The sequence below is a fragment of the Pseudoalteromonas amylolytica genome, assembly GCF_001854605.1.
Lineage (GTDB): Bacteria > Pseudomonadota > Gammaproteobacteria > Enterobacterales > Alteromonadaceae > Pseudoalteromonas > Pseudoalteromonas amylolytica.
Window position 1 is genome coordinate 355,611 of sequence record NZ_MKJU01000025.1, and the last position, 24,241, is coordinate 379,851.

Below are 24,241 nucleotides of genomic sequence, written 5' to 3' on the forward strand. Positions count from 1 at the left end.
TTATTACATGTAAGCACATCACAATCATGCGCCAAATATGTTTAGTTAATATCTAATGACAAGATATCAGATTGCCTTTGTTTTTCTGCTAATAAATAGTAACTATCCGATATTCCGATTAACTGGTCACAGTGTTGTTTACATAGCGCATTCAGTGCGTGTGTGCTCTGTATTTTTCCACTTTGATAATCATAACGGCCCAAGTGGTAGCCATTGGCGTTTCTAGTTCTAAAAAACATACCAGATGGGGAGGCGTACAAGTGTATATTTGCGCTCTCAGCATGCATTATCTCAGTTTTGGTGCTGATGTTTTGAATGACATTGTTTGCACTGATAATGAGCTGATTTTTGTCATTTACAACCAGCTGGCGATTTTGTAAATGGACATTGAGTGCTTTACGCTTCGAGTTCGACAGATTGTATTCAAATAACGTGTCGCCTTGAGCAGACTTATCAGCATAAATAATGGTATCGCTATTATTTAATCGTGCAAGCGGCACACCAATTATATTTTCCAACCACTTAACGCTAACCTTGTTATTGGTTAGTTCGAGTAAAAAAGGACGGTTATTAAGTGCACTGATAATACTTTGATTACTATGCCAAATAGGAGGGGCGATGGCCAGCTCTTTGGCACTGTTTTCGAAAATAAGTGTCTGTGTATCTGAGTCTAAATGTTTTAAAAATAGCTGTGCATAGCCATTGCGTGTTGAAATATAGGCGACTTTTGTTTCATCGGGCGATAGCGATGCTCCCCAATCTACACCATTGGAGTTAGCGATTGTTTTGACGTTTGCAGGGGCGTGTCGCCTTGCGAGATATAAGTCTTCGTCAATTCGGTTTTCAATGAAATAGAGCTTGCTTTTAACCAATTGAAGATACTGTAAAAAATGATAGTTACTATACGTAAGCATAGACCATTGGCCGTCGAGTGTTAGCGCTGAAAGTTGACTACCGTTGCTCAGTAGCAGCGAGCTTTTGCTGCTATGCCATGTTAAAAAGTACCAATCGTGGTTAAGCTCTGCAACGGTTCTTTGCTCTAATGTATTAAGGTCAAACAGCTTCACAATGGATTTTGATTGGGTATTGAACCCTACCATAGCGAGCGTATTTTCATCCTCTGATAGGCTTATTTTATAGGGTTTAAACTCATCGTTAGGAGGGAGTAGCGTTGTGACTTCTCCAGACATGAGGGTGTGCTTGTAAAGCGATACATTACGACTATGTTCAGATGCATTCTGATTTGCCAAGTACAATAGGTTATTTGCTTTATCAATGAACAGCGGACTGCTCCAGTCAATATCGTGGCGTTCGAATAAGCTTGTTTGCAGTAAAGTTTGACGCATATCATTCAGTTCGATTTGACCAAACTCGACACTGCTTCCATTAAAGCTTGAATAGATGAGCGTGTGGTTGTTGCGCCATGCAAGGTAGCGGTACGGCTTTGAAATTGTACTTACTTGCCATGTGGTATTGTGTTTTAGATCTCGAATAACAATATGCTTTTCTTGACTTTTGTCTGAACTACTAGTCACTACCGCCATATAACTGGCATCGGGGCTTACCCGCATGTAATGTTCTAGCGCGTTGCTTGAGGTGATTGGCTTTAGGTTGGTCAACACACTGACTTCGTTAGTGTCATTGCTATCAAGATACCAAAAATACAGCAATGTACTTAGGAGGCAAATAATGGTGAATCCTATTGCTACTATTGGCTTGAAGTTGGTGTGTTTTGATTTTTCAGCGTTTGTTTCGGTGACAGCCGGGGGGGAGTGTTCAGCTGAGAATGTCACTTGCGCTTGTAAGCTATAGCCTCGCTTTGGATGTGTTTTGATAAGCGACTTATCTTCATCACACAACAGTTTACGTAGTAGCGCGATATTGCGCCTAACAGAATTGGGACTGTAAACAGAGCGAGGCCACACACGTTCAAATAGAGCTTCAGCACTGATAATAGTGTTGGCGTGTTCACATAAAGCAATGAGCAAGGCCATGACTTTTGGTTCGAGTACATGGGTAATACCATTAACGATGATTTCACCAGGGCGTGGCTGGACCCGTATTTGGTTGATGCAAAATGTACTAGTAAATGCATTGCCACCCAATAATTTCTCTAACTGATTGTTATTACTGCTCATTTTTATTCTTAATTATTTCTTAATTGTTTTTTAAGAGCTAATTCATCGCTGAAATTCATTTTTAACGTTATTACATAGGCCAAGTTAACTCGCTTTTATCAAATATAAAGACAGAAGGAATAAAACAAGATGCGTTACTTACTGATATGGTCATTGCTCTTTTTGAGTGTAAAAACGTTTGCACAAGATAGTACAACCATAAACCAAGACGAGCAGTTAGTTAAACAATTTATTAGCACGCTAAATAGTAACAGCTTAGAGACGATCACTCGCTATGTTGACAGTCATTTTTCACCGGAGAGTTTATCGCGCTGGCAGGGCTCGGGAAGAGAGCGATATATAGGCTATACAATGAATATGGCTTTGTTGCACCATACTCTGAGTTTGAAGCAAGTTACGCGCACCGAACGAGATCAGCAGATTAGACTGACAGGCGATGTTTTATCGAAAAATACCGCTTTAGAGTATTCTTTAGTGATCATGTTAGATGACAAGTCGAAAATCTCGGGTTGGTACATACGACCCTCCGGTTTAGGGCAATTTTCAACACAATCAAACTCTGAAGAAGCACTGCTTAGTACATTAGAAAAGCTAACCGATCACCTTGCAAAAAACGAGGCTTTTTCAGGCACGGTACTGCTTGCAAAGGGTGACAAGGTGTTGTTTCAAAAGGCACATGGTTTTGCATCAAGGCGATATGACGTTAAAAATAACATCGACACTAAATTCCAAATTGGCTCATTGAACAAAATGTTTACGAGTGTGGCCATTATGCAATTGGTCGAAACAGAAAAGTTGTCGGTAAACGATAAGCTCACTCAGTATTTAGACAGGAAATACTTTGGTGAAGGGCACTTTGATAACATAACAGTAAAGCAGTTGCTCACTCATACATCGGGGTTGGGCGCAATACCTGATACGAATAATCAACAATCGAAGATGCGTTCGCTTAAAGATTCTCTACCTTTGTACAAAGGTATAAAGCTTAATTTTGAGCCTGGAAGTCGCTGGCAGTACAGTAGCACTGGCATGCGTATGTTAGGCCATGTAATTGAAGTGGTGTCTAAACAGAGTTATTACGATTTTATAGAACAACATGTTTATAAAAAAGCAGGTATGACAAATAGTGGTAGTTTCGATCTTGACGTACCAATCAAGAATACTGCAAGAAACTATTGGTATTCTACAGAAACCAAAACTCTCACCGAGAACTTTATGATGCAAGGTGTAAAAGGTGGACCGGCTGGCGGTGGGTACTCTACGGTCAGTGACTTACATCACTTTGCCTTGGCTTTACTTAATCATCAGTTACTAAACTCAGAGCTCACAGTCGAAGCCACATCTGCTAAACCACAGTTGCACTCACCGTATTATGGCTATGGTTTCTCAGTACGAGGTGACGTTGGAAATCAAGTGATTGGTCATAATGGAAGTTACTTAGGGACCAGTGCGCAGTTAAACATTTATCGTGATAAGGGTTATATACTCGCGGTACTTGGCAATAGTGATGCTGCGGGCGAACCCATTGTTTTTGCAGTGAATGAGCTGATCCAAAAACTCTAAAAGGAAAGGGGAGCACTGACAGTCATACATGACGCATGCGTGAGTATTCAGCTTATACCTGAAGTTCAGGTATAAGCTGTTCAACACTCGTTAACCAATTAACACTCAATGATATTTACAGCTAAACCGCCGCGAGCGGTTTCTTTGTATTTGGTCTTCATGTCATTGCCCGTATCGAGCATGGTTTTGATCACTTTATCGAGTGATACTTTCTGCTCACCAGTACCACGCATAGCAAGACGCGAGGCGTTGATCGCTTTTACAGCCCCCATTGCATTACGTTCGATACATGGCACTTGCACCAGACCACCTACAGGGTCACAGGTTAAACCTAGGTTGTGTTCCATGCCGATTTCTGCCGCGTTCTCCACATGTAATACATTGCCGCCCATGATTTCAGTCAGCGCACCAGCGGCCATTGAACAGGCTACACCGACCTCTCCTTGACAACCGACTTCAGCACCAGAGATTGACGCATTCTTTTTATATAAAATACCAATAGCGGCGGCTGTTAGCAGGTAACGGGTTGCGATTTCTTCGTCCACTTCCTTGATGAAAGTGTGGTAGTACATCAGTACTGCTGGTAAAATTCCTGCTGCGCCATTTGTTGGGGCTGTAACGACACGCCCACCCGCTGCATTTTCTTCATTCACGGCAAGCGCGAATAAGTCAACCCAATCCATTGCGCGTAGTGGGTCATTGCTATTTTCAACGTTTAATTTTAAGTACAAGCTAGGTGCGCGGCGTTTCACCTTTAAACCACCAGGTAAAATACCCTCAGTTCGCATACCGCGTTCGATACAGGCTTTCATTACTTGCCAAATATTAAATAATTCAGCCTTAATTTCGGTCATAGGGCGTAACGTTTTTTCATTTGCCATCATCAATGAAGACACACTTAAGCCTGACTCTTTACATAAATTAAGCAGCTGTTCTGCGGTATCAAACGGATAAGGCGCGGGGTTTTGTTCGCGAATATCCAGTGCTGCTTGTTTTTCTTGCTCAAACTGCTCATCGGTTACGATAAAGCCACCACCGATAGAGTAGTAAATTTGACTGTGAACTTTGTCTTTACCATTGAGTGCGACAATCTCCATAGCATTGGAATGTTTTGGCAAAGTTTTTCTACGATGAAAAACGATAGCACCTTGTTTTGGAAACTTAACTTTGTGGCTTTGGTCCAGGTATATCACTTGTTCTTGTTCTATCTTTTCTAGGATATCTGGAACTGCATCGGCATCAATGGTTTCAGGATCGTAGCCCGCTAAGCCTAAAATGACGGCCTTGCCAGAGCCGTGACCGATACCGGTCTGACCTAGAGAGCCAAATAGTTCTACTTTAACTTCGGTTGTTTGTGCTAATAAACCTTTATCTTGTAAGTCTTTAACAAACAATCGCGATGCGCGCATTGGACCGACGGTATGAGACGAAGAAGGGCCAATACCGATACTAAACATATCGAATGCACTAATCATAATTTTTACTCAACATTGCCTTTGAACGTGCGCACATCATAACGTTAAAACGCAGCCTTGTAACCCGTTGTGCTATGAAATTACTATGCCTATTTTAGCAAAGCTATAAAGTTTTTGACTAAGCTTGCTGTTGCTCCCCAAAGAAGCCCGTGTGGCGTAATGTAACCCGGCAGCTGGCGCGTCTTACCTGCAAGTTGTAACGAGTAGGTTTGCCAGTTTTGAGGGGCAGCTAACTCTTCAATGGTAATGATGAACGCTTTTTCAACTTCGGCACTGTCGGTGTGCCATTGTGCTTTGGGTGACAATCTCGCAACAACTGGGAAGATGTTAAACCCAGTGAGTGTGGTGTGTTTGTTGAGTGTACCAATGGGCGTAATGTGATGCGCAGCAATGCCAAGCTCTTCTTGGGTTTCTCGTATTGCTGTCATTTGTAGGTTTACATCGCTTGGTTCAACTTTCCCTCCTGGAAAACACAACTGTGAAGGGTGATGTTTTAAATAAGCTGAACGTTTGCAAAACAATAACGCGGCCAGCCCATTTTCTTCTGTTAACGGGAGTAACACCGCACTGGCTTTGACCGATTGGCGGGCGACGATACGCGATTCTGCCTGTTGAACTGAGCTAGTATAAAAGCGGGTGATGACTTCGTCTAATGTCACAAGCTGTGCTCTCAATTATCTAAAATGGGTAAGATCTTATTCACTTTATGATAGGTTTCCTGATACTCAAGTTCAGCTTGTGAGTCAGCAACAATACCGCCGCCAGCCCAACAGTGAATTTTCTCATCACAACATACCAGTGTGCGAATTGTGATTGATGTATCCATTCTACCGCAAGCGCTTACATATCCTATTGAACCACAATACACACTGCGTCTATGAGGTTCCAGTTCTTCAATGATCTGCATTGCACGTATTTTGGGCGCGCCGGTGATAGAGCCTCCCGGAAAAGCGGCTTCAAGTTGGTCAACAGCACAGTGTTCTTCTGCTAATTCACAGGTTACTGTACTTACTAAATGGTGTACCGCAGGAAAGCTTTCTATGGCAAATAAGCTGGGGACCTGAACAGTTCCGGGCTTGGCAACTTTACCTAAATCGTTGCGCAATAAGTCCACAATCATGACATTTTCGGCACGGTCTTTACTGCTGCTGGCTAGGCGTTCAGCTTGTTGCTTGTCCTCAATAGGGTCAGCCAGACGTGGTAAGGTGCCTTTGATTGGTTTGGTTTCAACTTGCTTGTCGTTGACCAGTAAGAACCGCTCTGGAGACACAGATAAAATAGCGCCCGCACTGGTATTCATGTACGCAGAAAAAGGGGCTTTATTGTGCGCACGCAGCTTTTTATACGCAAGCCAAGGTTCGCCGCTAAACTCGGCGCTAAATCTTTGAGCTAGATTAATTTGATAACAGTCACCACTGAGCAAATATTGATGAATCTTTTCAAATTGCGTGTTGTATTGTGCCTGTGTCATATTTGATTGCCACTTGGAAGAGAGTTTAAATGTCCGATATGTAGGAGATTTAGCAGCAAGCATATCAAGGTAGTCGCTCACTCTATCTAAACTGGGCTGCGAGATGTAATACCACTGATGATTATGGTTATCAAAAATCAGGGCATCTAAATACAAGCCAATGCTCATATCAGGCAGTGAAATGTCTTTGGTCGCGTGAATGGGAAGTTGTTCAATATAGCGGCCAAGGTCATAGCCGAAATAGCCCAGCCAGCCACCGCTAAAGGGTAAATCAAAAGGCGCTTTTTGGTCACTCAACTCTTTAAGCTTGTCTTTCATAATGGCAAAGCAGGTATGTTGCTGCTGTAAACCATCAAGATAGATGTGACCATCTTTTGCTTCTAACAGATGTTTGGGGTTGATACTGATGATATCAAAGCGACTATTCACGTGCTTGGCGTTACTGGAATCAAGTAATATTGCATGAGGGAGGTGTGCAAAGTGCTCAAAAACGACGTCAGTTGAAAGATTGAGGGTTAACTTTTTACAATTGATTTGGTCATTTAGCATTTACTTGAACCTGAAAACTAGCCCGAAACGGGCGGGGAGGTTATCATACTTATCTATTTTTCTATAGTGGCTTAGTGACTCACATAAAAGTTCACTATGTTTAGATGTATTAAGTTATTGACCGAGGCGTTTAATAACACAAACTAAGGAACCGTCATGAGTATGATCCGTCAGCAAGACTTCATCGACAGTATTGAAGATGCTTTGCAATATATCTCTTTTTATCACCCTTTAGACTTTGTACAAGCTTTAGAAAAAGCCTATCACAAAGAGCAAAGCAAAGCGGCCAAAGATGCCATTGCACAAATTCTAATTAACTCACGCATGTCAGCTGAAGGTAAGCGCCCGCTTTGTCAAGACACCGGCATTGTGACTTGCTTCGTAAAAGTGGGTATGGATGTTAAGTGGGATAAGACAGATCTAACCGTTCAACAGATGGTAGATGAAGGTACCCGTCGTGCGTATTTGAACCCAGATAACCCGCTACGAGCATCGATTGTTGCTGACCCTGCAGGAAGCCGAAAAAATACTAAAGACAACACGCCTTCGGTAGTACACATTGACATGGTGCCAGGTGCTGAAGTTGAAGTAATGATAGCCGCAAAAGGTGGCGGCTCTGAAAACAAAACAAAAATGGTAATGCTAAACCCGTCTGACGATGTTGCTGCATGGGTAGAAAAAACCCTCCCATTAATGGGAGCGGGTTGGTGTCCACCAGGTATGTTGGGCATAGGTATCGGTGGTACAGCAGAAAAAGCGGCTGTACTAGCAAAAGAGTCTTTGATGGATCCTGTGGATATCCACGAGCTCATGGAACGTGGTGCTGAAACAGCTGAAGAAAAACTGCGTTTAGAAATTTTTGAGCGTGCCAATAAGTTGGGTATTGGTGCTCAGGGCTTGGGCGGTTTAACTACTGTAGTCGATGTAAAAATTAAGACAGCACCGACTCACGCGGCATCAAAACCTGTGGTCATGATCCCAAACTGTGCGGCAACACGTCACGTGCATTTCACTCTGGATGGTTCAGGCCCTGCTGATCTAAAAGCGCCTAAACTGGAAGATTGGCCTGAAGTGACCTGGGAAGTGGGCGAAGATACTCGCCGTGTGAATTTAGATACATTAACTAAAGCAGATACCCAAGATTGGAAAATGGGTGAGACTGTTTTATTGTCAGGTAAAATTCTAACGGGTCGTGATGCTGCGCATAAGCGTTTACAAGACATGATCAGCTCAGGTGAAGGCTTGCCAGAAGGTGTCGACTTTGAGAATAAATTTATCTATTACGTAGGCCCTGTTGATGCTGTTGGTAATGAAGCGGTAGGTCCTGCTGGTCCGACAACGGCAACTCGTATGGATAAGTTTACTGATATGATGCTAGAGAACACAGGCATTGTTGGCATGATTGGTAAAGCTGAGCGTGGTCCAGCGACGGTTGAATCAATCAAAAACAACAAATCTATTTACCTAATGGCGGTGGGCGGTGCTGCATACTTGGTTGCAAAAGCGATTAAGAAGGCGCGCGTTGTTGCGTTTGAAGACTTGGGTATGGAAGCGATTTATGAGTTTGAAGTTGAAGACATGCCAGTGACTGTAGCGGTTGATAGCACAGGTGCTAATGCCCATGAACAAGGGCCGGCAATCTGGAAAGCAAAGATTGAAGAGCTAGATAGCAAACTGAAGTAATTTCAGCACGCATTGAACAGATAGAGCCGTGTGATATGCAATCACACGGCTTTTTTGTAACTATAACTGTACATTCGACTTGCCCTTTACGTTTACGTAAACATCCCTTGCGATATATTAAAATTTATTAGCTAAATTAATCCCATAATGGCCATGTTAAAGGGTTGTATATTTCATTTTGTAAGTACATTTAACTATATTATTCAAACTAATTGTAATTAGTAGGATGATCATCTCATTTTCTGGCGTGTGCGCTAAGTTAGTGTTAGAGTTTTGCCAATTTCAGCGCTATCAACACCTTCAAGGTGAGACATTATCGGAGAACTAAAAGTGGCTGTATTTAACCAAGTTGAATTTGATAATCATGAACAAGTGGTATTTTGTGCCGATGAAGCATCGGGCTTACGCGCCATCATCGCAGTACATAGCACTAAGTTAGGCCCTGCAGTAGGTGGTTGCCGTTTATGGGATTACGCAAAAGATGAAGATGCAGTTTACGATGTACTGCGTTTATCTAAGGGGATGACCTATAAAAATGCAGTGGCACGTTTGCCATTCGGCGGTGGTAAATCAGTGATCATCGGTGATGCAAAAGAAATTAAATCTGAAGCTTTGTTCAGAGCTTTTGGTAAGCATTTGGAGCGTTTGGGTGGAAGCTACTACTCCGCTGAAGATGTGAACATCACCACAGGTGATGTAATGATGATGCATAAAGAAACCAATTACGTACTTGGCCTAGAGGGCAAAAGTGGCAACCCATCACCTTTTACTGCACTAGGTACGTTCTTAGGAATTAAAGCAGCTTACCAACATAAGCATGGCCATCAGGACTTAGCTGGCGTAAAAGTAGCGGTTCAAGGGTTAGGTGCCGTTGCGTATGGTTTATGTAAACATCTACATGAAGCTGGTGCGCAATTGTTTGTAACTGATATCAATCAAGCCTCAATAGATAGAGTTGTATCTGAGTTTGGTGCGACCGCTGTTGGTATTGATGAGATTTATGACTTGGATGTTGACGTTTATGCTCCTTGCGCCTTAGGGGCGACGCTAAACGATAATACTATTCCACGCCTTAAAGCGACGGTTATCGCAGGTTGCGCTAACAATCAGTTAGCTGAATCACGTCACGGTGAAATATTACGTGAAAAGGGTGTCCTGTATGCGCCTGACTATGTGATAAATGCAGGTGGTATCATCAACGTATATTATGAGACAAAACCTGAGGGTTATAATAAAGAACAAGCCACAAAACATGTGGAAGGTATTTATGATACCTTGACGGAAATTTTTGCGCGTTCTGAGAGCGAACAAAAGTCAACGCACATCATTGCAGATGAACTGGCTCAAGAGATCATCGCTCAAGGTTTGTAATTTTTTAAATTTATTCGAACCAAACGATTGAAAAGGGTATGCTCTGCATATCCTTTTTTTATGTGTGCTGTATATGAAAAAGATTAATTTAGACACTTGGCCACGCGCCGAGCATTATCATTTTTTTAAAGGCTTTGATAAGCCTCACTTCAACATTACTACCAACCTTGATTTATCGTTGTTATATCGATACGCCAAACAACAGCAATATTCGTTTACCGATTGCTATCTCTACTGTTTGCTCAAAGCAGTAAATAGCTACACTCCGATGCGCCATAGAATAGTTGATGGCCTTCCTGTTGAAGTCGATGAATTAATGGCGAGTACTGTTTTTTTAAAAGAAGATGATACATTTCGTTTTATCCCTTTGTCGTTGCAACAAAATATCACTGAGTTTGCAGCGCATACAGCAAAACAAAAGGCGATATATCTAAACAAAACCTTACTTGATGAACAGTTTAAGTTGCGTGAAACCAGTGCAGCGCAAATTCATGTGTCTATCTTACCTTGGTTTAATTTTAGCAGCTTCAGTCATGCTGCAACAAGCCTGGGGACTTGTGTTGGGATCCCAAAGTTTGTTTTTGGTCAGTATCAAATTGAGTCAGGTCTCATGCCATTGAATATAGAAGTGCATCACGCGTTGTTAGATGGTGTTCACGTTGCACAATTTTTGACTACACTTAATAAAGTTATTTCCGAGGTGGTTAAATAAGCGGTTGAAATGTAGACAATTAGCGAAAAATCTTAAAATGATGCAAAAATGGCAATTATTTTTTGGTTATAAACTTTATTGTTTATATTATTCAAAGGTTTATAACGGATTATCGCAAAATTAAAGAAGAGATCACAAAGCAAAGCTTAGTTGTAATCAAATGTAAACATTGTGATGTAACTGCTTTATTATCAACGGCTATAGGAGGGGGTCAAAAAATACCATGTTAATTTTTTGTTTTATATCGAGTTTATTTTTTTAAAACTGGAAAATTTGTTTTGCGAGTGAAGTTGACACGGCGACTTGCATTTAGCATTATTGGACAGTTGATATCTGTTAAAAGATATCAGGGTTGCTCCCTAATAGGGGGTGATAAAATTATAAAAGTAACATTACTTAATTGGTTGGGAACTATGTCTGTTAAAATCAGAAAGAGTCTTGTAGCTACTGCGCTTCTTGGCGCAACAGCATTTGCAAGCAGCAATGTGATTGCAGATCCTTTGAACGACGTACAAAAAGTAGGTCAACAAACTCAAATGGCTGCTAAAAAGTCTCAAGAAAAGATCGACAAAATCTTCGGTCAAACGCAAGAAATGATCGGCGAATACCGCAGTGTTGTTGACGAAACTGAACTGCTAAAAGTTTATAACGACCACGTTGCCCGTTTGGTCGCAGACCAAAGAGCTGGCATCGAATCTTTTGATCGTCAGATCGGAACAATTGAAAAGACAAAACAGGACGTTGTGCCTTTGATGTATCGCATGATCGATACGCTTGAGCAATTCATCAAAGCGGACGTTCCGTTTGATACTGAAACACGTATGGGTCGCGTTGAGAAACTACGTGACTTACTTTCAAATTCTAAAGTAACTACTTCAGAAAAATTCCGTCAAGTGCTAGAAGCTTACACTATTGAAACTGATTACAGTTCAGTAATGGCTGCTTCTCAAGGTTCACTTGAAATCAACGGCAAAAACATCAACGTTGATTTTGCACGCCTTGGCCGCGTAGCTTATGTAGCTCAGTCTTTTGACTTAAAGCACGCATGGGTTTGGAACAATACTGCTAAACAGTGGGATGAGCTAGGTGAAGAATACCTTAAGCCAGTAAAAGACATGATCCGTATCGCACGTGGTCAGGCTGCCCCAGATCTAGTTGCATTACCAATCTTTGGCGCGGAGTAAGTGAAAATGAAGAAACTATTTAAAGGCTTTGCAGTAGCCGCTGCACTATCTGTTTCTGCAGGTGCCGCGCTAAATGCACACGCAAATACAGAAGCTCTTGATAAAATCCTACAAGAAGTAAAACAAAACCGTATTTCTGAAGGTAAAATCAACAAGCAACGTGAGCAAGAGTTCTTATCTTCTCGCGCAAACCAACAATCGCTTCTTAACAAAGCGAAAAGCGACTTAGCTGCTGAAAAAGCACGTGGTGAGCGTTTGAACAAAGAGTTCAAGCAAAACGAAATCACGCTTGCTGAAAAAGAAGTTGAGCTAGCAAACGCAACGGGTACTCTAGGTGAGATGTTCGGTGTTGTTCGTCGTTCAGCTTCAGAAGCTATCGGTTCAATTGAAGCATCACTAGTATCTGCTGAAAAACCAGGGCGCGCTGAGGTTCTTCGTTCTCTTGCAGCTGCAAAAGAACTACCAACTACTCGTGAACTAGAAGAGCTTTGGATTGCTTTCCAAACTGAAATGACTGAGTCTGCAAAAGTATCTACTTTTGAAGCTCAAGTTGCTGAACTTAGCGGTGAAATCAACGTTAAGCAGGTAACTCGTGTTGGTAACTTTAACCTAGTTACTAAAGACGGTTATGTACTTTATGACGCGGCTAACAAAGCGATCACGCCATTAGGTAAGCAACCAGATGGCTATGTGTTAGACACTGTTGATTCGCTACTTAGCACTTCTGCAGGTACTTACACTAAGTTTTACGTTGACCCAACTCGTGGTTCAATCTTGCTTCTAAACACGAAGCGTGCAACCGTTGAAGAGCGTTGGCACCAAGGTGACACAGTTGGTTACATCATCACGGCATTGTTAGCAGTTGGTGCACTACTTGCGCTAATTCGCTTCCTAGACCTAATGATGGTTGGTGCGAAAATCAAAGCACAAATCAAAAATATCAACACACCTAACACAAACAACCCGCTTGGTCGTATCTTGAAAGTTTACCATGACAACAAGAACCAAGACGTTGAGAACCTTGAGCTTAAATTAGACGAAGCGATTCTACGTGAAACGCCGCGCATTGAAGCTGGTATCAACATCATCAAGATCTTAGCTGCTATTGCACCGCTACTAGGTCTACTAGGTACGGTTGTTGGTATGATCTTAACCTTCGAATCAATCACACTATTTGGTACTGGTGATCCTAGGATCATGGCAGGTAACATCTCTCTAGCGCTTGTAACAACAGCACTAGGTCTGATAGCTGCTCTACCTCTAATCCTATTACACGCTATCGTTTCAGGTCGTAGTAAAGCAGTTCTACATATCCTTGACGAGCAAAGTGCAGGCATCGTTGCTGCACACGCGGAGAAGGAGAAAGCCTAATGCTAGTCCTGATGGAGACCTGGGAATCTATCAGGGATTTTGTTGGCACAGGCGGCCAGGTTTTATACGTGGTCGCGATAGCACTCTTTATTATGTGGGTTTTAATGATTGAGCGCTATTGGTTCCTACTAGCTGAATATCCAAAAATGAAAGCGGATATCGTAGCTAAGTGGGACGCCCGCCAAGACACCACGTCTTGGTACGCACACAGAATCCGCGATGCATGGATTTCTGAAGCGTCTGAGAAATTAGATGAGCGTATGTTGATTATCAAAACATTGGTTGCAATGTGTCCATTAATCGGCTTACTAGGTACAGTAACAGGTATGATTTCGGTATTCGAAACCATGGCTACACAGGGTACTGGTAATGCACGTTTGATGGCTTCAGGCATCTCAATGGCGACGGTACCAACAATGGCAGGAATGGTTGCGGCACTGTCAGGTGTATTCTTCAGCACTCGTTTGGAAGCTAGAGCGAAAATGGCTAAAGAACAGCTGATTGACAGCTTGCCACATCACTAGAGAGAGATATAAATATGGCACGTAAACAACGTTTTCGTGAAGAGGAAGAAGCAGCAGTAGATATGACGCCGATGCTTGACATCGTATTCATCATGCTGATCTTCTTCATCGTTACCACTTCTTTCGTAAAAGAAGCTGGTATTGAAGTTAAGAAGCCAAAGGCTGCGCAAGCTCAACAAACTAAAAACGCTAACATCTTTATTGCTATTCGTGAGAATGGTGAGATTTGGATGGACAAGCGTCAGGTAGATGTTGAACGTGTTAGTGCAAACCTTGAGAGTATCCTAGCTGAACAACCGACTGAGACTGTTATTATCCAAGCGGATAAGGGCGCTAAGCACGGTGTGGTTGTAAAAGTAATGGACCAAATCAAGGCGACTGATGACGGCCTGAAGATTTCAATAGCTGGAGCTAAGTAATGATTCGTTTTCTGTTTTCACTGATTGCAGGTGGGGCAGTTACTTTCGGCTTATTCTTTTTCATGTCATACCTGATCTCCGGTGGAGCTGATAGGGCTGATGAGAAAAAAGAACAGATAGTGGTCGAAATTTTGACGAATCCACCTGAATCTGAGGTGCAGGAGCGGAAGCGTGTTCCGCCTCCGCCGCCACCTCCACCGAAGCAGCCGCCTAAACCGCAGCCGCCTCAACCAGAAACTGCTAACCCTGCAGCTGGTGCAATTGGTTTTAATATGCCAAGCATCGACTTAGGGGGAACATCAGGCGGGTTGAGTGGCCCTGGTGAATTCGGTCGCGACGGCGACGCAACACCTATCGTACGTATTGAACCAAAGTATCCGGTTCAAGCGGCACGTGACGGTAAAGAAGGTTGGGTACAACTTTCATTTACTATCAACGAGCTAGGTGGTGTTGAAGATGTAGAAGTTATTGATGCTGAACCAAAGCGTATTTTTAACCGTGAAGCAATTCGTGCATTACGTAAGTGGAAATACCGTCCAAAGATTGTTGATGGGAAACCTCAGAAGCAACCGGGCATTACAGTTCAGCTAGACTTTAAACTCAATCAAGGTTAAGGAGGCAAGAAATGACGCAATTCAAGAAAGCTACAGCTCTTGCGCTACTTATGTCTTTATCAGGAACTGTTTACAGCACAGCAGCTGTAGCAGCACCTGATTATGCAAAGATTGAGGAACGTAAAAACGCTAAAACCAAAATCATGGGCGAGCGTACAGGTAAAAAAGTAGTTAAAGCTTTTGACCTATACAATGAAGAGAAGATTGACGAAGCAATTGCTTTGTTGAGAGAGCTTGAGCCGTCTGATGATTTTGACAAAGCAACGGTTAACCGCTACTTAGGTAACATGTATGCGCAAAAAGAGCAGTATGACGAAGCGATTAAATATATTCGCCTAGCGCTCGCTCCAGATGCGCTCAACTTTAAAGATCAAGCAGACTTATATAAGTTATTAGGTGACCTTTATATGGGAACTGAAAACTTTAATGAGGGAATCAAGACATACAGAGCTTGGATGGACTTCACAGGTGAAGAAGATCCAAAAGTGTATGCGCGAATCGCTCAGGGTCACTTCCAACTTAAGCAATATAGCAAAACTTTGGAACCTGCGGATAAAGCCATCGCGTTGTCAGAGGAACCAAACAAGCAGTATTATATGTTTAAGATTGGTGCATTCTTTGAGTTGAAGCGATACAAAGATGCGGTAAAAGTTGCTGAAACATTAGTGAAACTATTCCCAGAAGATCCGAAAATGTGGACACAACTGGGTTCTTTCTACATGCAGGTTGAAGAATATTCAAAAGGTCAAACTGTGATGGAAGTGGCATATAACAAAGGCTACTTTGATAAAGAGAATCACTATAAGATTTTAAGCAGCTATTATTCGTTGAATGAAATTCCTAACAAGGCCGCTAAAGTGTTTGAAAGAGCGGTTAAGGAAGGAAAAGTTGAACGTAATAAGCGCAATGTATCTGCGATAGCGAGTTACCACCACCAAGCCAAAAACTTAATTGATGCGGCGAAGTACTATGAAGAAGCAGCGAAGTTTGATGATGATGCTGAACTTTATAGAAAGGCGGGTAGCTTACTGTTAACCGAGCAGAAGTTTAGTGCAGCGGTTGAGCGTTTGAATAAAGCACTCGAGCTTGGCACAGATAAGGAAGGGAGTACATACTCTGACTTAGCTGAGGCTTACTTATATCAAGCAAAGTATAAGCAGGCATACCAAGCCATCGTAAAAGCACAAGAAGATCCTAGAACACGCAAGTTTGCAAGAGGTTGGGCGACGTTTATTAAAGACAAAGCACAACGCAACGGCGTTAAGATCTAACAAAGAAGCCCCGAAAGGGGCTTTTTTATTATCTGATATTACCTAAGTTATATATTCAATATGATTTCAAATTTCTTGCGACTGCTGGCAAGCGTGGCCATAGTCATTTATTTAGCGGGTTGTGAACAGCGTAAACCTCATTTGGACTACCACGCAGCACAGCAAGAGTTACGCGTGCTTAACAGCCTTTTACTTCCCTCTGGGCTGTCAGTAAACAACCATATTTTTCCTTTTTCTGAGGCCTACCTAAAGCTTAGGCATTCGGCTTATCAACAGCTTGATGAAACAGGGCTCACATCAGCTCAGCTTCAAGAGTTAAACTATTTAAAGATTCAAGAGCGCTATCCTGAGCGTTACCTGCCATGGCCTGCACAGGTAAACGTAATTAGCAATGCCAAACAACAGGGTGTCGACTCGGCAAGTATAAGCCAGTGGATGCAACTGGTAGTCGAGAAACTTGAGAGCGCCAAAGACAGCAACATCCATCTGTCTCGAATTGAACTTAATCGATTAAAAGGCTATTTAGCAGGCCAGCCAGAGGGTCAAGTGCTGCTCAACTATCTAGATGATTACAAACCACGAAGTGGCATTGGTTTATATCAGTTACCAAACGGCAAGGAATGGTACCAAAGTAAGCTTAATTTCTACTATGGAAAGCCAATCGCACCAAATAAACTACTTACCAAGTTGCAGCAAAGGCTCGTCACAGGAGGTGGCACGTCAGCAAATGTTTTATCGTTTGATGAGAGCGAGTCCGTGGCACTTAGCCTGATAAAGAGGCTTTGTTCGCCACAAAGAGGACTGAACTGGCTAGACGGCTATGTTAATTTGCCAGAAACTCTTTCATCCTGTCAGCCTAAATTGTCCTTACATGACCAACACGCCTTGCTGGCACTCATGGAAGTTGATTTAGGTGTCCACTACCAAGGGTGGTCATATAAACAAGCAAAAGTAACCCTACAGGCACGAATAGAGCTGACCGATCAGCAAGCTCTAAGTCTTGTGGGAAATGTTGTGCTGCATCCGGCTAGCGTACTGGTGTTTCTCGCGAGTCTTTAACTAGTATGGCGTTTTTGGCAGCAACTATTACATCGTTGAATGGTCGGATCGGCTTTTAACTCAGCCATGTTAAGCTGAGTTTCGCAATCACAGCAGTAGCCAAATTGACCTATGTCGATTTGGCACAATGCCGCTTCAAGTTTTAACAATCTCTGGAAATTCGGGTATTGCTGTGGGTTGAGCTGGGTGGCTGCAATATCCAGCCACTCAGAAGGTGAGCTTTGCTCTAACGACTTAGCAAGCTCGTTAGCAAATTTTTGGCTAGATTGTTTCAACTCCTCCAGCAAAGCTTTTCTAACCGCAGTTAATTCGCTCTGCAACTGATCTTGAAAGTGTCTTGTTGTGTCTGAATTCATAGTCGCCCTCCTGTGAGCGTCTATTATCATCAGCTTTGTAGCAGACTAATATGATTTGAATCAAGTGACGGACACTTTGCATATTTCTCAAGCACTAAAACCACATCATCTTTATGCTTAAGGGTTTTTATTTCATCAAATAGACCATGAGCTTGCGGGTACTGACGCTTTAAATAACCTAACCACTGTTTGGTTCTGGCCGAAAAGTACTTTTCGCTCACATTAGGGTCTTGGTGCATAGAAGAGTGAAGGATATGGTATATCACATTCTCCCAGCTCAATGTTTGGTGGGAACGGTTATATACTTTGGCTTTTATTTTTGCTGCTAAATCGGGCATCGCTAACGCCCCTCGCCCTAGCATTAAATCGTTACAGCCACTCCTTTGCTGGCATAACAAGGCATCTTCTACCTGCCATATTTCGCCATTTGCAACAACGGGAATCGATAACCGCGATAGCAGCGGTGGGATTTTTTCCCAATATGCAGGTGGCTTATAGCCATCTCTTTTTGTTCGTGCATGAATGGCAAGACTTGAAGCACCTGCACTTTGTACGGCGTCTACTATTTCAGTGCTATTGCTATCGTCATCAAAGCCAAGACGAATCTTCGCGCTAACAACATGCTCAGCAGGCACCGCCTCTCTAACGGCCTTAATAATTTGGTAGATTTGCTCGGGCTCTTTGAGCAATACGGCTCCGCCCTTGCTTTTATTCACCGTTTTTGCAGGACAGCCAAAGTTAAGATCGACACCGTGCGACCCAAGCATGACCGCTTTTCGCGCATTTGCTGCTAACACATGAGGTACTTGTCCAAGTAATTGTATGCGCACAGGTGTACCGGAGCGGGTTCTACCTTTATTGAGTAACTCAGGGCAATAGCGGGTAAAAACACGTCGTGGCAGAGTTAAATCAACAACTCGAATAAACTCTGTAACACACAGGTCAAAGCCACCAATATCCGTAAGTAATTGGCGCATTTTGAAGTCTACAACGCCTTCCATTGGGGCTAATACTAGTTTCATACTACTCAGTGCTTGGCTAAAAAGGCGGCCATTTTAAACGAGCAGTAAAGATTTGCTAAGTGTAAATTTGCTTTTTTTCGCTTTTTGATGAAATATTTTTAGTTCATCTATGGTCTTGTAGAAAGAATCGTTTATTCCTAAAAGAGAAACCGTTATGAACACAATAAAGAAAAACTCTATAGCTTTAACACTTGGTGCTGTTGTTGTTGGTACAGCTGGTTTAACTGCAACTGACGTGCAAGCAAACCCTTTCGCTTTTGAAACTATGACAGCTGGTTATCAGTTGGACGGTTCTGAAGGTAAATGTGGCGAAGGCAAGTGCGGTGGTGAACACAAAGGTAAGAAAGAAGGTAAGTGCGGCGAAGGCAAATGTGGCGGCGAGCACAAAGGCAAAAAAGAAGGTAAGTGCGGCGAAGGCAAATGTGGCGGCGAGCACAAAGGTAAGAAAGAAGGTAAGTGCGGCGAAGGCAAATGTGGTGGCGAGCACAAAGGCAAAAAAGAAGGTAAGTGCGGCGAAGGCAAATGTGGTGGTGAGCACAAAGGCAAAAAAGAAGGTAAGTGCGGCGAAGGCAAATGTGGCGGCGAGCACAAAGGCAAAAAAGAAGGTAAGTGTGGCGAAGGTAAATGCGGTTCACGCTAATCACTGATTAATTGCACAATGCAGAGCAACCTAGGTTGCTCTGTCTTTATGTAGAGGTAGAGAATGCAAATTAGTGAACTAGGTGCGGTAGGACTAGGATTGCGCAGAGAAATGTTGGATGAGCTATTGATTGATGCTCCAAAACAGGCGCAGTTTTTTGAAGTAGCCCCTGAAAACTGGCTCAAAATGGGTGGCAAGTTCGGTCGTCAATTTAAGGAGTTGACCCAAAGGCATAAATTTATTTGTCATGGTTTGTCATTATCGCTGGGATCTCCCGCCCCGTTAGATGTTGATTTTGTGAAGGAGTTAAAGCAGTTTTTTGATGAACATAATATTCTTCTTTATAGTGAACACTTAAGTTATTGCTCCGGAACAGGGCATATGTACGATTTAATGCCAATCCCGTTTACAGAAGAAGCCGTAGGTCATGTTGCAAAGCGGATCAGACAGGTTCAGGATATTTTACAAAGGCGCATAGCGGTAGAGAATGTGTCGTATTATGCCGCGCCTGGCCAAGAGATGTCAGAGTTAGAGTTTACGCTAGCGGTATTAGAACAGGCTGACTGTGATTTACTTCTCGATGTAAACAATATCTATGTTAACAGTATTAATCACGGGTATAACGCATTAGAGTTTTTACAAGCTATGCCACGGGAGCGAATCGCCTACGGACACGTTGCCGGTCACTATGAAGAAGCCGCAGATTTACTAGTAGATACTCACGGCGCGCCGGTTTGTGATCCTGTATGGCAACTTCTAGAACAGGCGTACAGATCACACGGCGTATTTCCAACTTTACTAGAAAGAGACTTCAATATTCCTAGTATGGCTGATTTACAATCAGAGCTGGCACATATTCAGACTATCCAAAAGCCGTTTATTGAGCATGTCAAAGGGGTGGCTTAATGTCGTTCATCGATGTACAAAACGCTTTTATGGCGCATATTAGAAACCCAGAAAAAGAATCGGCCCCTGATAACATCGAAGACCGTCGACTTGAAGTTTATCGAGAGTTATTTTTCAATAATATCGAGGGCTTTGTATCGTCAGCATTTCCCGTGCTGAAAAGTTTATATGATGAATCAACCTGGCAAGCACTGGTGAGACAATTTTTTGTCGAGCACGATTGCAAATCGCCTTACTTTTTAGAGATCAGTCAGGAGTTTTTACATTACTTACAATTTGAGTATGAACGCCAAGCAAGTGACCCTCAGTTTATGTTAGAACTTGCTCATTATGAGTGGTCTGAGCTTGATGTGGCTGTATATCAAAGTAGCGATGACTACATCACTATCGATGATATTGAGCAGCAACCACTGTATTTTAAAGACACGGCTAGAAATCTGAGTTATCAGTATCCTGTACATCAAATAAGCAAAGATTTTCAGCCCCAACAACCCAGTGAGCAACCTTGTTGTTTTGTCATTTATCGAGACGAGGAAGAGGAAGTTGCTTTCATATCGTCAAATGCAATGACCGCAATGCTACTACAAGTAATAGCGCAAAACCCGGGTATTGTGCTGAGAAAACTAATTGAGCTTGTGCATCAGCAGCTACCACAGTTTAGCTTTGAACAACTTTACCAAGGTGCGCAGCAAACATTATCAGCCTTTACACAACTGAGCATTATTGCGAGTAAAAACTCACATTAAGACTTTAACCCTTAGGGCATATCGATTATTATGTGCGCCGTTTTGTCGTGCTAAAAATAAGGTAGTATTATGTCTAAAGGTGAATTTAAAGATCCGTTCAATGCAACTTACTTCATTGCATTCCTTGCTGTTTTTGCAGGCATTGGATGTTTAAATGCGATTCTTGGTTGGGCAACAGCGCTCGCTGTTTAAGCGAGTTAAGAATTGAACAGGCTGCATTTGCAGCCTTTTTTGTACATTTTAGCATCGTTCTGAGCAGTTTCCTTCAGATTCCCTTTCCATAGCGTTCCATGTTTGGTCAATCTTGTTATAATCAATGTTTTGAATATTTATTTAACAAAGCGTGCCAAAATGACACAAGTTAATTCGTCTATGATCAAAGACAGTATTGTTACTATTCCTAACTACCCTAAGCCGGGTATTATGTTTCGTGACGTAACAACGCTTATGGCAAACCCAGCAGCGTTTCAAGCAACCGTAGATAGTTTTGTTGCGGCTTATAAAGACCAAGGTTTTACAAAAATAATCGGTACTGAGTCGCGTGGCTTTATCTTCGGAGCGCCTTTATCTTATGCCTTAGGTATTCCATTCATCCCGGTACGCAAACCAGGCAAGCTACCAAGAGAAGTCATTTCACAGGCTTATCAACTAGAATACGGAGAAGACATTCTGGAATTGCACGCTGATGCAATTGTTGAAGGAGACAAAGTGCTGTTAGTTGATGACCTGCTCGCGACAGGCGGAACCATTGAAGCAACAGCTAAACTCGTTGCTCGTTTAGGTGGCAATGCGACAGATGCAGCATTTGTTGTGTCACTACCTGAGCTTGGCGGCGAACAGCGCGTGGTGGATATGGGCATTAAGGTGCTTAAGCTCGTAGAATTCGAAGGCGAATAATATGAGTTATCAGGTTCTGGCAAGAAAGTGGCGTCCGCAAACATTCCACCAACTGGTGGGACAGCAACATGTTAAGCAGGCATTGGTCAATGCGTTGAATGAACAAAGGTTGCACCACGCTTACTTATTTACCGGAACCCGGGGCGTTGGTAAAACGACCATCGCCCGTATTTTTGCCAAAAGCCTTAATTGCGATCAAGGCGTTACCTCTAACCCTTGTGGTCAATGTGATAGCTGTTTGGATATTGAAGCCGGTAAATTTATTGATCTCATTGAGATAGATGCGGCTTCAAGAACAAAAGTTGAAGATACCAGAGAAATTCTTGATAACGTGCAGTATGCACCGACTCGCGGCCGTTACAAGGTGTACCTAATCGATGAGGTGCACATGCTGTCCAAGCATAGTTTCAATGCCTTATTGAAAACTCTTGAAGAGCCACCGCTACACGTCAAGTTTTTGCTTGCAACAACGGATCCTCAAAAGTTACCCGTCACCATTTTGTCACGCTGTTTACAGTTCAACCTCAATGCGATGTCACAGCAAGAGATCATTACGCAATTGAGCGATATCTTGCCCAAAGAGCAAGTTAGTTTTGAGCTGCCAGCACTACAAGCGTTAGCAAAAGCGGCTGACGGGAGTATGCGAGATGCTTTGAGCTTGACTGATCAGGCTATTGCGCAAACCAATGGTGCGCTTACGCTAGCTGCAGTACAGCAAATGCTGGGGTTGATGGATAGCGCACATGCAGTCACTTTACTGACGGCGATTGCCTGTCAGGAAGCTGAAACATTGCTACAAGCGGTGGACAATATAGCAATGCAAAATGGCAATTTTGTTAGTGTGTTAGATGATTTGATAGCACTGACTCATGCTATGCAGTTGGCTCAGTTGGTACCACAAGCGGCCCGCTTGAGCGATTTTGAACCTCAAGATGTTGCGCTTTTGGCGCAGCAGCTTAGCCCAGAAAAGGTTCAGCTATATTATCAATTGCTACTTAATGGTAAACGAGACCTACAGTGGGCTCCTGAGCAAAAGCTAGGGTTTGAAATGCTAATGTTGCGTTTGTTGGCGTTTGAAAAAACGAACTTGCAGACAACCGCACCGTCAACACCAGCTCAACCTACACAAGATGCTAACGGCAAAGTAGGGGGCTTGCGTGCGCTACTTAAAAAGTCAGATAGCGCTACTGCCAGCACGTCTTTGGTAAAGCCTGAAACACTAAACCCTGTTTCACAGGCGGCGCAGACTGAGCCGCAGCAAACTGAGGTTCAGCAACCGGCTGTACAAGAGCCAGTGACGGAGCCTGTAGTAGAAACTCCTGATGAGCCTTTGGCACCTCAACTGCAGCCAATTGAGATGGGCGTGCATGCTGAGTCAGATGATATAGACGATGCGCTACAACAAGAGTTTTCACAGCAGTATGAACAGGTGATGGCACAAGCAAGTGAACAAGGCTTTGCGGCAGCGCCTGAGCAGCAACCTACTGAGCAAGCACCATCGTCGCCGTCACCCGAGGCGCAACAGGGCCAAAACCCAGCTGCAAATCTTGCTGACAAAGAGCAACAAGCGCAATCGGCGATTGCTCGTATCTTGCAAAACCGAAATATATCCGGTGCGGGCCAGTTGGTGAGAGCGTCGGAGGATGGTGCAAAAAAGCCGCAGGCGCAGCCAGCGCCAATAAGCCAGGCACCGACACCAGTCAAAAAGAAAGCTGACTTTAAAACGCGACATAAAACGGATGAAAGTAAACTAGCGCCAGAGCTATTGCAGCAAATAGCGCCTGTTCAAATTAAAAAAGAGGTCGAGCCACAAGCACCAAGTATTCCTGTGCCTGAAGACTTCAGCAGTCCAATCAGTGATATTAAATTTGCCCACCAGCAAGACGAATGGGCGCACTTAATTAAACGTATGGGGCTTGGTGGACGAATGCGTCAATTTGCACTGCATTCAATTTTTACCAAAGATGGGCATACTTTTCAGTTAGAAGTAGACCAAAGCCAGCAACATCTTGATAGCCCGATGTTGAGGCAAAAGTTAACAGCATCCTTATGTGAGATATATGGCTACGAAGTACAACTCGACATAAGTTTTGCGCCAGGGGTGATTGATTCACCTTATTTAATACAACAGAAAATAGACGCCGACCGTTATCAGCAGGCTGTAGATGTCATTAATCAGGATGCTAACGTAGTACAATTTGTGCAAGAATTTGATGCAACGGTCGACGAAAATACAGTTCAGGCATTGTAATCAACGACAATAGCCCTTA

23 protein-coding genes are annotated in these 24,241 nt (G+C 43.0%); 17 read left to right on the forward strand and 6 right to left on the reverse strand.

Annotated features, from left to right (window positions below; all coding sequences use genetic code 11):
• Nucleotides 1-41 precede the first annotated feature (41 nt).
• Nucleotides 42-2,138, reverse strand: coding sequence for a winged helix-turn-helix domain-containing protein (locus BET10_RS08105; protein ID WP_070984794.1), 2,097 nt, complete (start codon nucleotides 2,136-2,138; stop codon nucleotides 42-44).
• 129 nt (nucleotides 2,139-2,267) lie between these two features.
• On the opposite strand from BET10_RS08105, the gene BET10_RS08110 reads away from it, so the two are divergent.
• Nucleotides 2,268-3,701, forward strand: coding sequence for a serine hydrolase domain-containing protein (locus tag BET10_RS08110; RefSeq protein ID WP_070984796.1), 1,434 nt, complete (start codon nucleotides 2,268-2,270; stop codon nucleotides 3,699-3,701).
• 98 nt (nucleotides 3,702-3,799) lie between these two features.
• Here BET10_RS08110 and BET10_RS08115 read toward each other — a convergent pair whose 3' ends face one another.
• The 3 genes from BET10_RS08115 to pabB form a co-directional block, all read right to left on the reverse strand.
• A complete protein-coding gene (locus BET10_RS08115) occupies nucleotides 3,800-5,176 on the reverse strand; it encodes an L-serine ammonia-lyase (protein ID WP_070984798.1) in 1,377 nt (458 codons plus the stop codon).
• An 89-nt stretch (nucleotides 5,177-5,265) separates the two neighbouring features.
• Nucleotides 5,266-5,835 carry an NUDIX hydrolase gene (locus BET10_RS08120; RefSeq protein WP_070985587.1) on the reverse strand — a complete coding sequence of 190 codons (570 nt, stop codon included), beginning with the start codon at nucleotides 5,833-5,835 and terminating at the stop codon, nucleotides 5,266-5,268.
• An 11-nt stretch (nucleotides 5,836-5,846) separates the two neighbouring features.
• Nucleotides 5,847-7,196, reverse strand: coding sequence for an aminodeoxychorismate synthase component I (pabB, locus tag BET10_RS08125; protein ID WP_070984800.1), 1,350 nt, complete (start codon nucleotides 7,194-7,196; stop codon nucleotides 5,847-5,849).
• Between the two features lie 156 nt (nucleotides 7,197-7,352).
• Here pabB and BET10_RS08130 point away from each other — a divergent pair, with 156 nt between their 5' ends.
• From BET10_RS08130 to BET10_RS08175, 10 genes are all read left to right on the forward strand, one after another.
• On the forward strand, nucleotides 7,353-8,879 hold the full coding sequence (locus tag BET10_RS08130) for a fumarate hydratase (RefSeq protein ID WP_070984802.1): 1,527 nt from the start codon (nucleotides 7,353-7,355) through the stop codon (nucleotides 8,877-8,879).
• Between the two features lie 330 nt (nucleotides 8,880-9,209).
• Entirely contained in the window at nucleotides 9,210-10,250 is a 1,041-nt protein-coding gene (locus BET10_RS08135; RefSeq protein WP_070984804.1) for a Leu/Phe/Val dehydrogenase, read from the forward strand.
• Between the two features lie 73 nt (nucleotides 10,251-10,323).
• Nucleotides 10,324-10,962: a CatA-like O-acetyltransferase gene (locus tag BET10_RS08140; protein WP_070984806.1), complete on the forward strand. Its 639-nt coding sequence runs from the start codon at nucleotides 10,324-10,326 to the stop codon at nucleotides 10,960-10,962.
• A gap of 413 nt (nucleotides 10,963-11,375) precedes the next feature.
• A complete protein-coding gene (locus BET10_RS08145) occupies nucleotides 11,376-12,146 on the forward strand; it encodes a DUF3450 domain-containing protein (RefSeq protein ID WP_070984809.1) in 771 nt (256 codons plus the stop codon).
• Nucleotides 12,147-12,152: 6 nt separating this feature from the next.
• On the forward strand, nucleotides 12,153-13,517 hold the full coding sequence (locus BET10_RS08150) for a MotA/TolQ/ExbB proton channel family protein (protein ID WP_070984810.1): 1,365 nt from the start codon (nucleotides 12,153-12,155) through the stop codon (nucleotides 13,515-13,517).
• The gene (locus tag BET10_RS08155) at nucleotides 13,517-14,041 is read left to right on the forward strand and encodes a MotA/TolQ/ExbB proton channel family protein (protein WP_070984812.1); all 525 of its coding nucleotides are present in this window, start codon (nucleotides 13,517-13,519) and stop codon (nucleotides 14,039-14,041) included. Before BET10_RS08150 ends, BET10_RS08155 begins: the two co-directional genes overlap by 1 nt.
• Nucleotides 14,042-14,055: 14 nt before the next feature.
• A complete protein-coding gene (locus BET10_RS08160; RefSeq protein WP_070984814.1) occupies nucleotides 14,056-14,460 on the forward strand; it encodes an ExbD/TolR family protein in 405 nt (134 codons plus the stop codon).
• Nucleotides 14,460-15,074: an energy transducer TonB gene (locus BET10_RS08165; RefSeq protein WP_070984817.1), complete on the forward strand. Its 615-nt coding sequence runs from the start codon at nucleotides 14,460-14,462 to the stop codon at nucleotides 15,072-15,074. The genes BET10_RS08160 and BET10_RS08165 overlap by 1 nt, the downstream gene beginning before the upstream one ends.
• An 11-nt stretch (nucleotides 15,075-15,085) precedes the next feature.
• Nucleotides 15,086-16,345, forward strand: coding sequence for a tetratricopeptide repeat protein (locus BET10_RS08170; protein WP_070984819.1), 1,260 nt, complete (start codon nucleotides 15,086-15,088; stop codon nucleotides 16,343-16,345).
• A 60-nt stretch (nucleotides 16,346-16,405) separates the two neighbouring features.
• Complete coding sequence (locus BET10_RS08175) at nucleotides 16,406-17,404, forward strand: hypothetical protein (protein WP_083330472.1); 999 nt, start codon at nucleotides 16,406-16,408, stop codon at nucleotides 17,402-17,404.
• Here BET10_RS08175 and BET10_RS08180 read toward each other — a convergent pair.
• Entirely contained in the window at nucleotides 17,401-17,760 is a 360-nt protein-coding gene (locus BET10_RS08180) for a TraR/DksA family transcriptional regulator (protein WP_070984821.1), read from the reverse strand. The two genes, BET10_RS08175 and BET10_RS08180, sit on opposite strands and share 4 nt — an antisense overlap.
• A 29-nt stretch (nucleotides 17,761-17,789) precedes the next feature.
• On the reverse strand, nucleotides 17,790-18,782 hold the full coding sequence (locus BET10_RS08185) for a tRNA-dihydrouridine synthase (protein WP_070984823.1): 993 nt from the start codon (nucleotides 18,780-18,782) through the stop codon (nucleotides 17,790-17,792).
• A 154-nt stretch (nucleotides 18,783-18,936) separates the two neighbouring features.
• Between BET10_RS08185 and BET10_RS08190 the strand changes: the two genes are divergently transcribed.
• From BET10_RS08190 to dnaX, 6 genes are all read left to right on the forward strand, one after another.
• Nucleotides 18,937-19,422, forward strand: a complete 486-nt coding sequence (locus BET10_RS08190) for an HvfA family oxazolone/thioamide-modified RiPP metallophore (RefSeq protein ID WP_070984825.1) — start codon at nucleotides 18,937-18,939, stop codon at nucleotides 19,420-19,422.
• Between the two features lie 63 nt (nucleotides 19,423-19,485).
• Entirely contained in the window at nucleotides 19,486-20,328 is an 843-nt protein-coding gene (locus tag BET10_RS08195) for an HvfB family MNIO-type RiPP peptide maturase (protein ID WP_070984827.1), read from the forward strand.
• Nucleotides 20,328-21,074 (forward strand): HvfC family RiPP maturation protein, encoded by a 747-nt coding sequence (locus tag BET10_RS08200; RefSeq protein ID WP_070984829.1) that lies wholly within the window; start codon nucleotides 20,328-20,330, stop codon nucleotides 21,072-21,074. Before BET10_RS08195 ends, BET10_RS08200 begins: the two co-directional genes overlap by 1 nt.
• Before the next feature lie 69 nt (nucleotides 21,075-21,143).
• Nucleotides 21,144-21,266 (forward strand): hypothetical protein, encoded by a 123-nt coding sequence (locus tag BET10_RS21975; RefSeq protein ID WP_275423248.1) that lies wholly within the window; start codon nucleotides 21,144-21,146, stop codon nucleotides 21,264-21,266.
• Between the two features lie 159 nt (nucleotides 21,267-21,425).
• Entirely contained in the window at nucleotides 21,426-21,971 is a 546-nt protein-coding gene (gene apt / locus BET10_RS08205; RefSeq protein WP_070984831.1) for an adenine phosphoribosyltransferase, read from the forward strand.
• 1 nt (nucleotide 21,972) lies between these two features.
• The gene (gene dnaX, locus BET10_RS08210; protein ID WP_070984833.1) at nucleotides 21,973-24,222 is read left to right on the forward strand and encodes a DNA polymerase III subunit gamma/tau; all 2,250 of its coding nucleotides are present in this window, start codon (nucleotides 21,973-21,975) and stop codon (nucleotides 24,220-24,222) included.
• The last annotated feature ends 19 nt before the right edge of the window (nucleotides 24,223-24,241 follow it).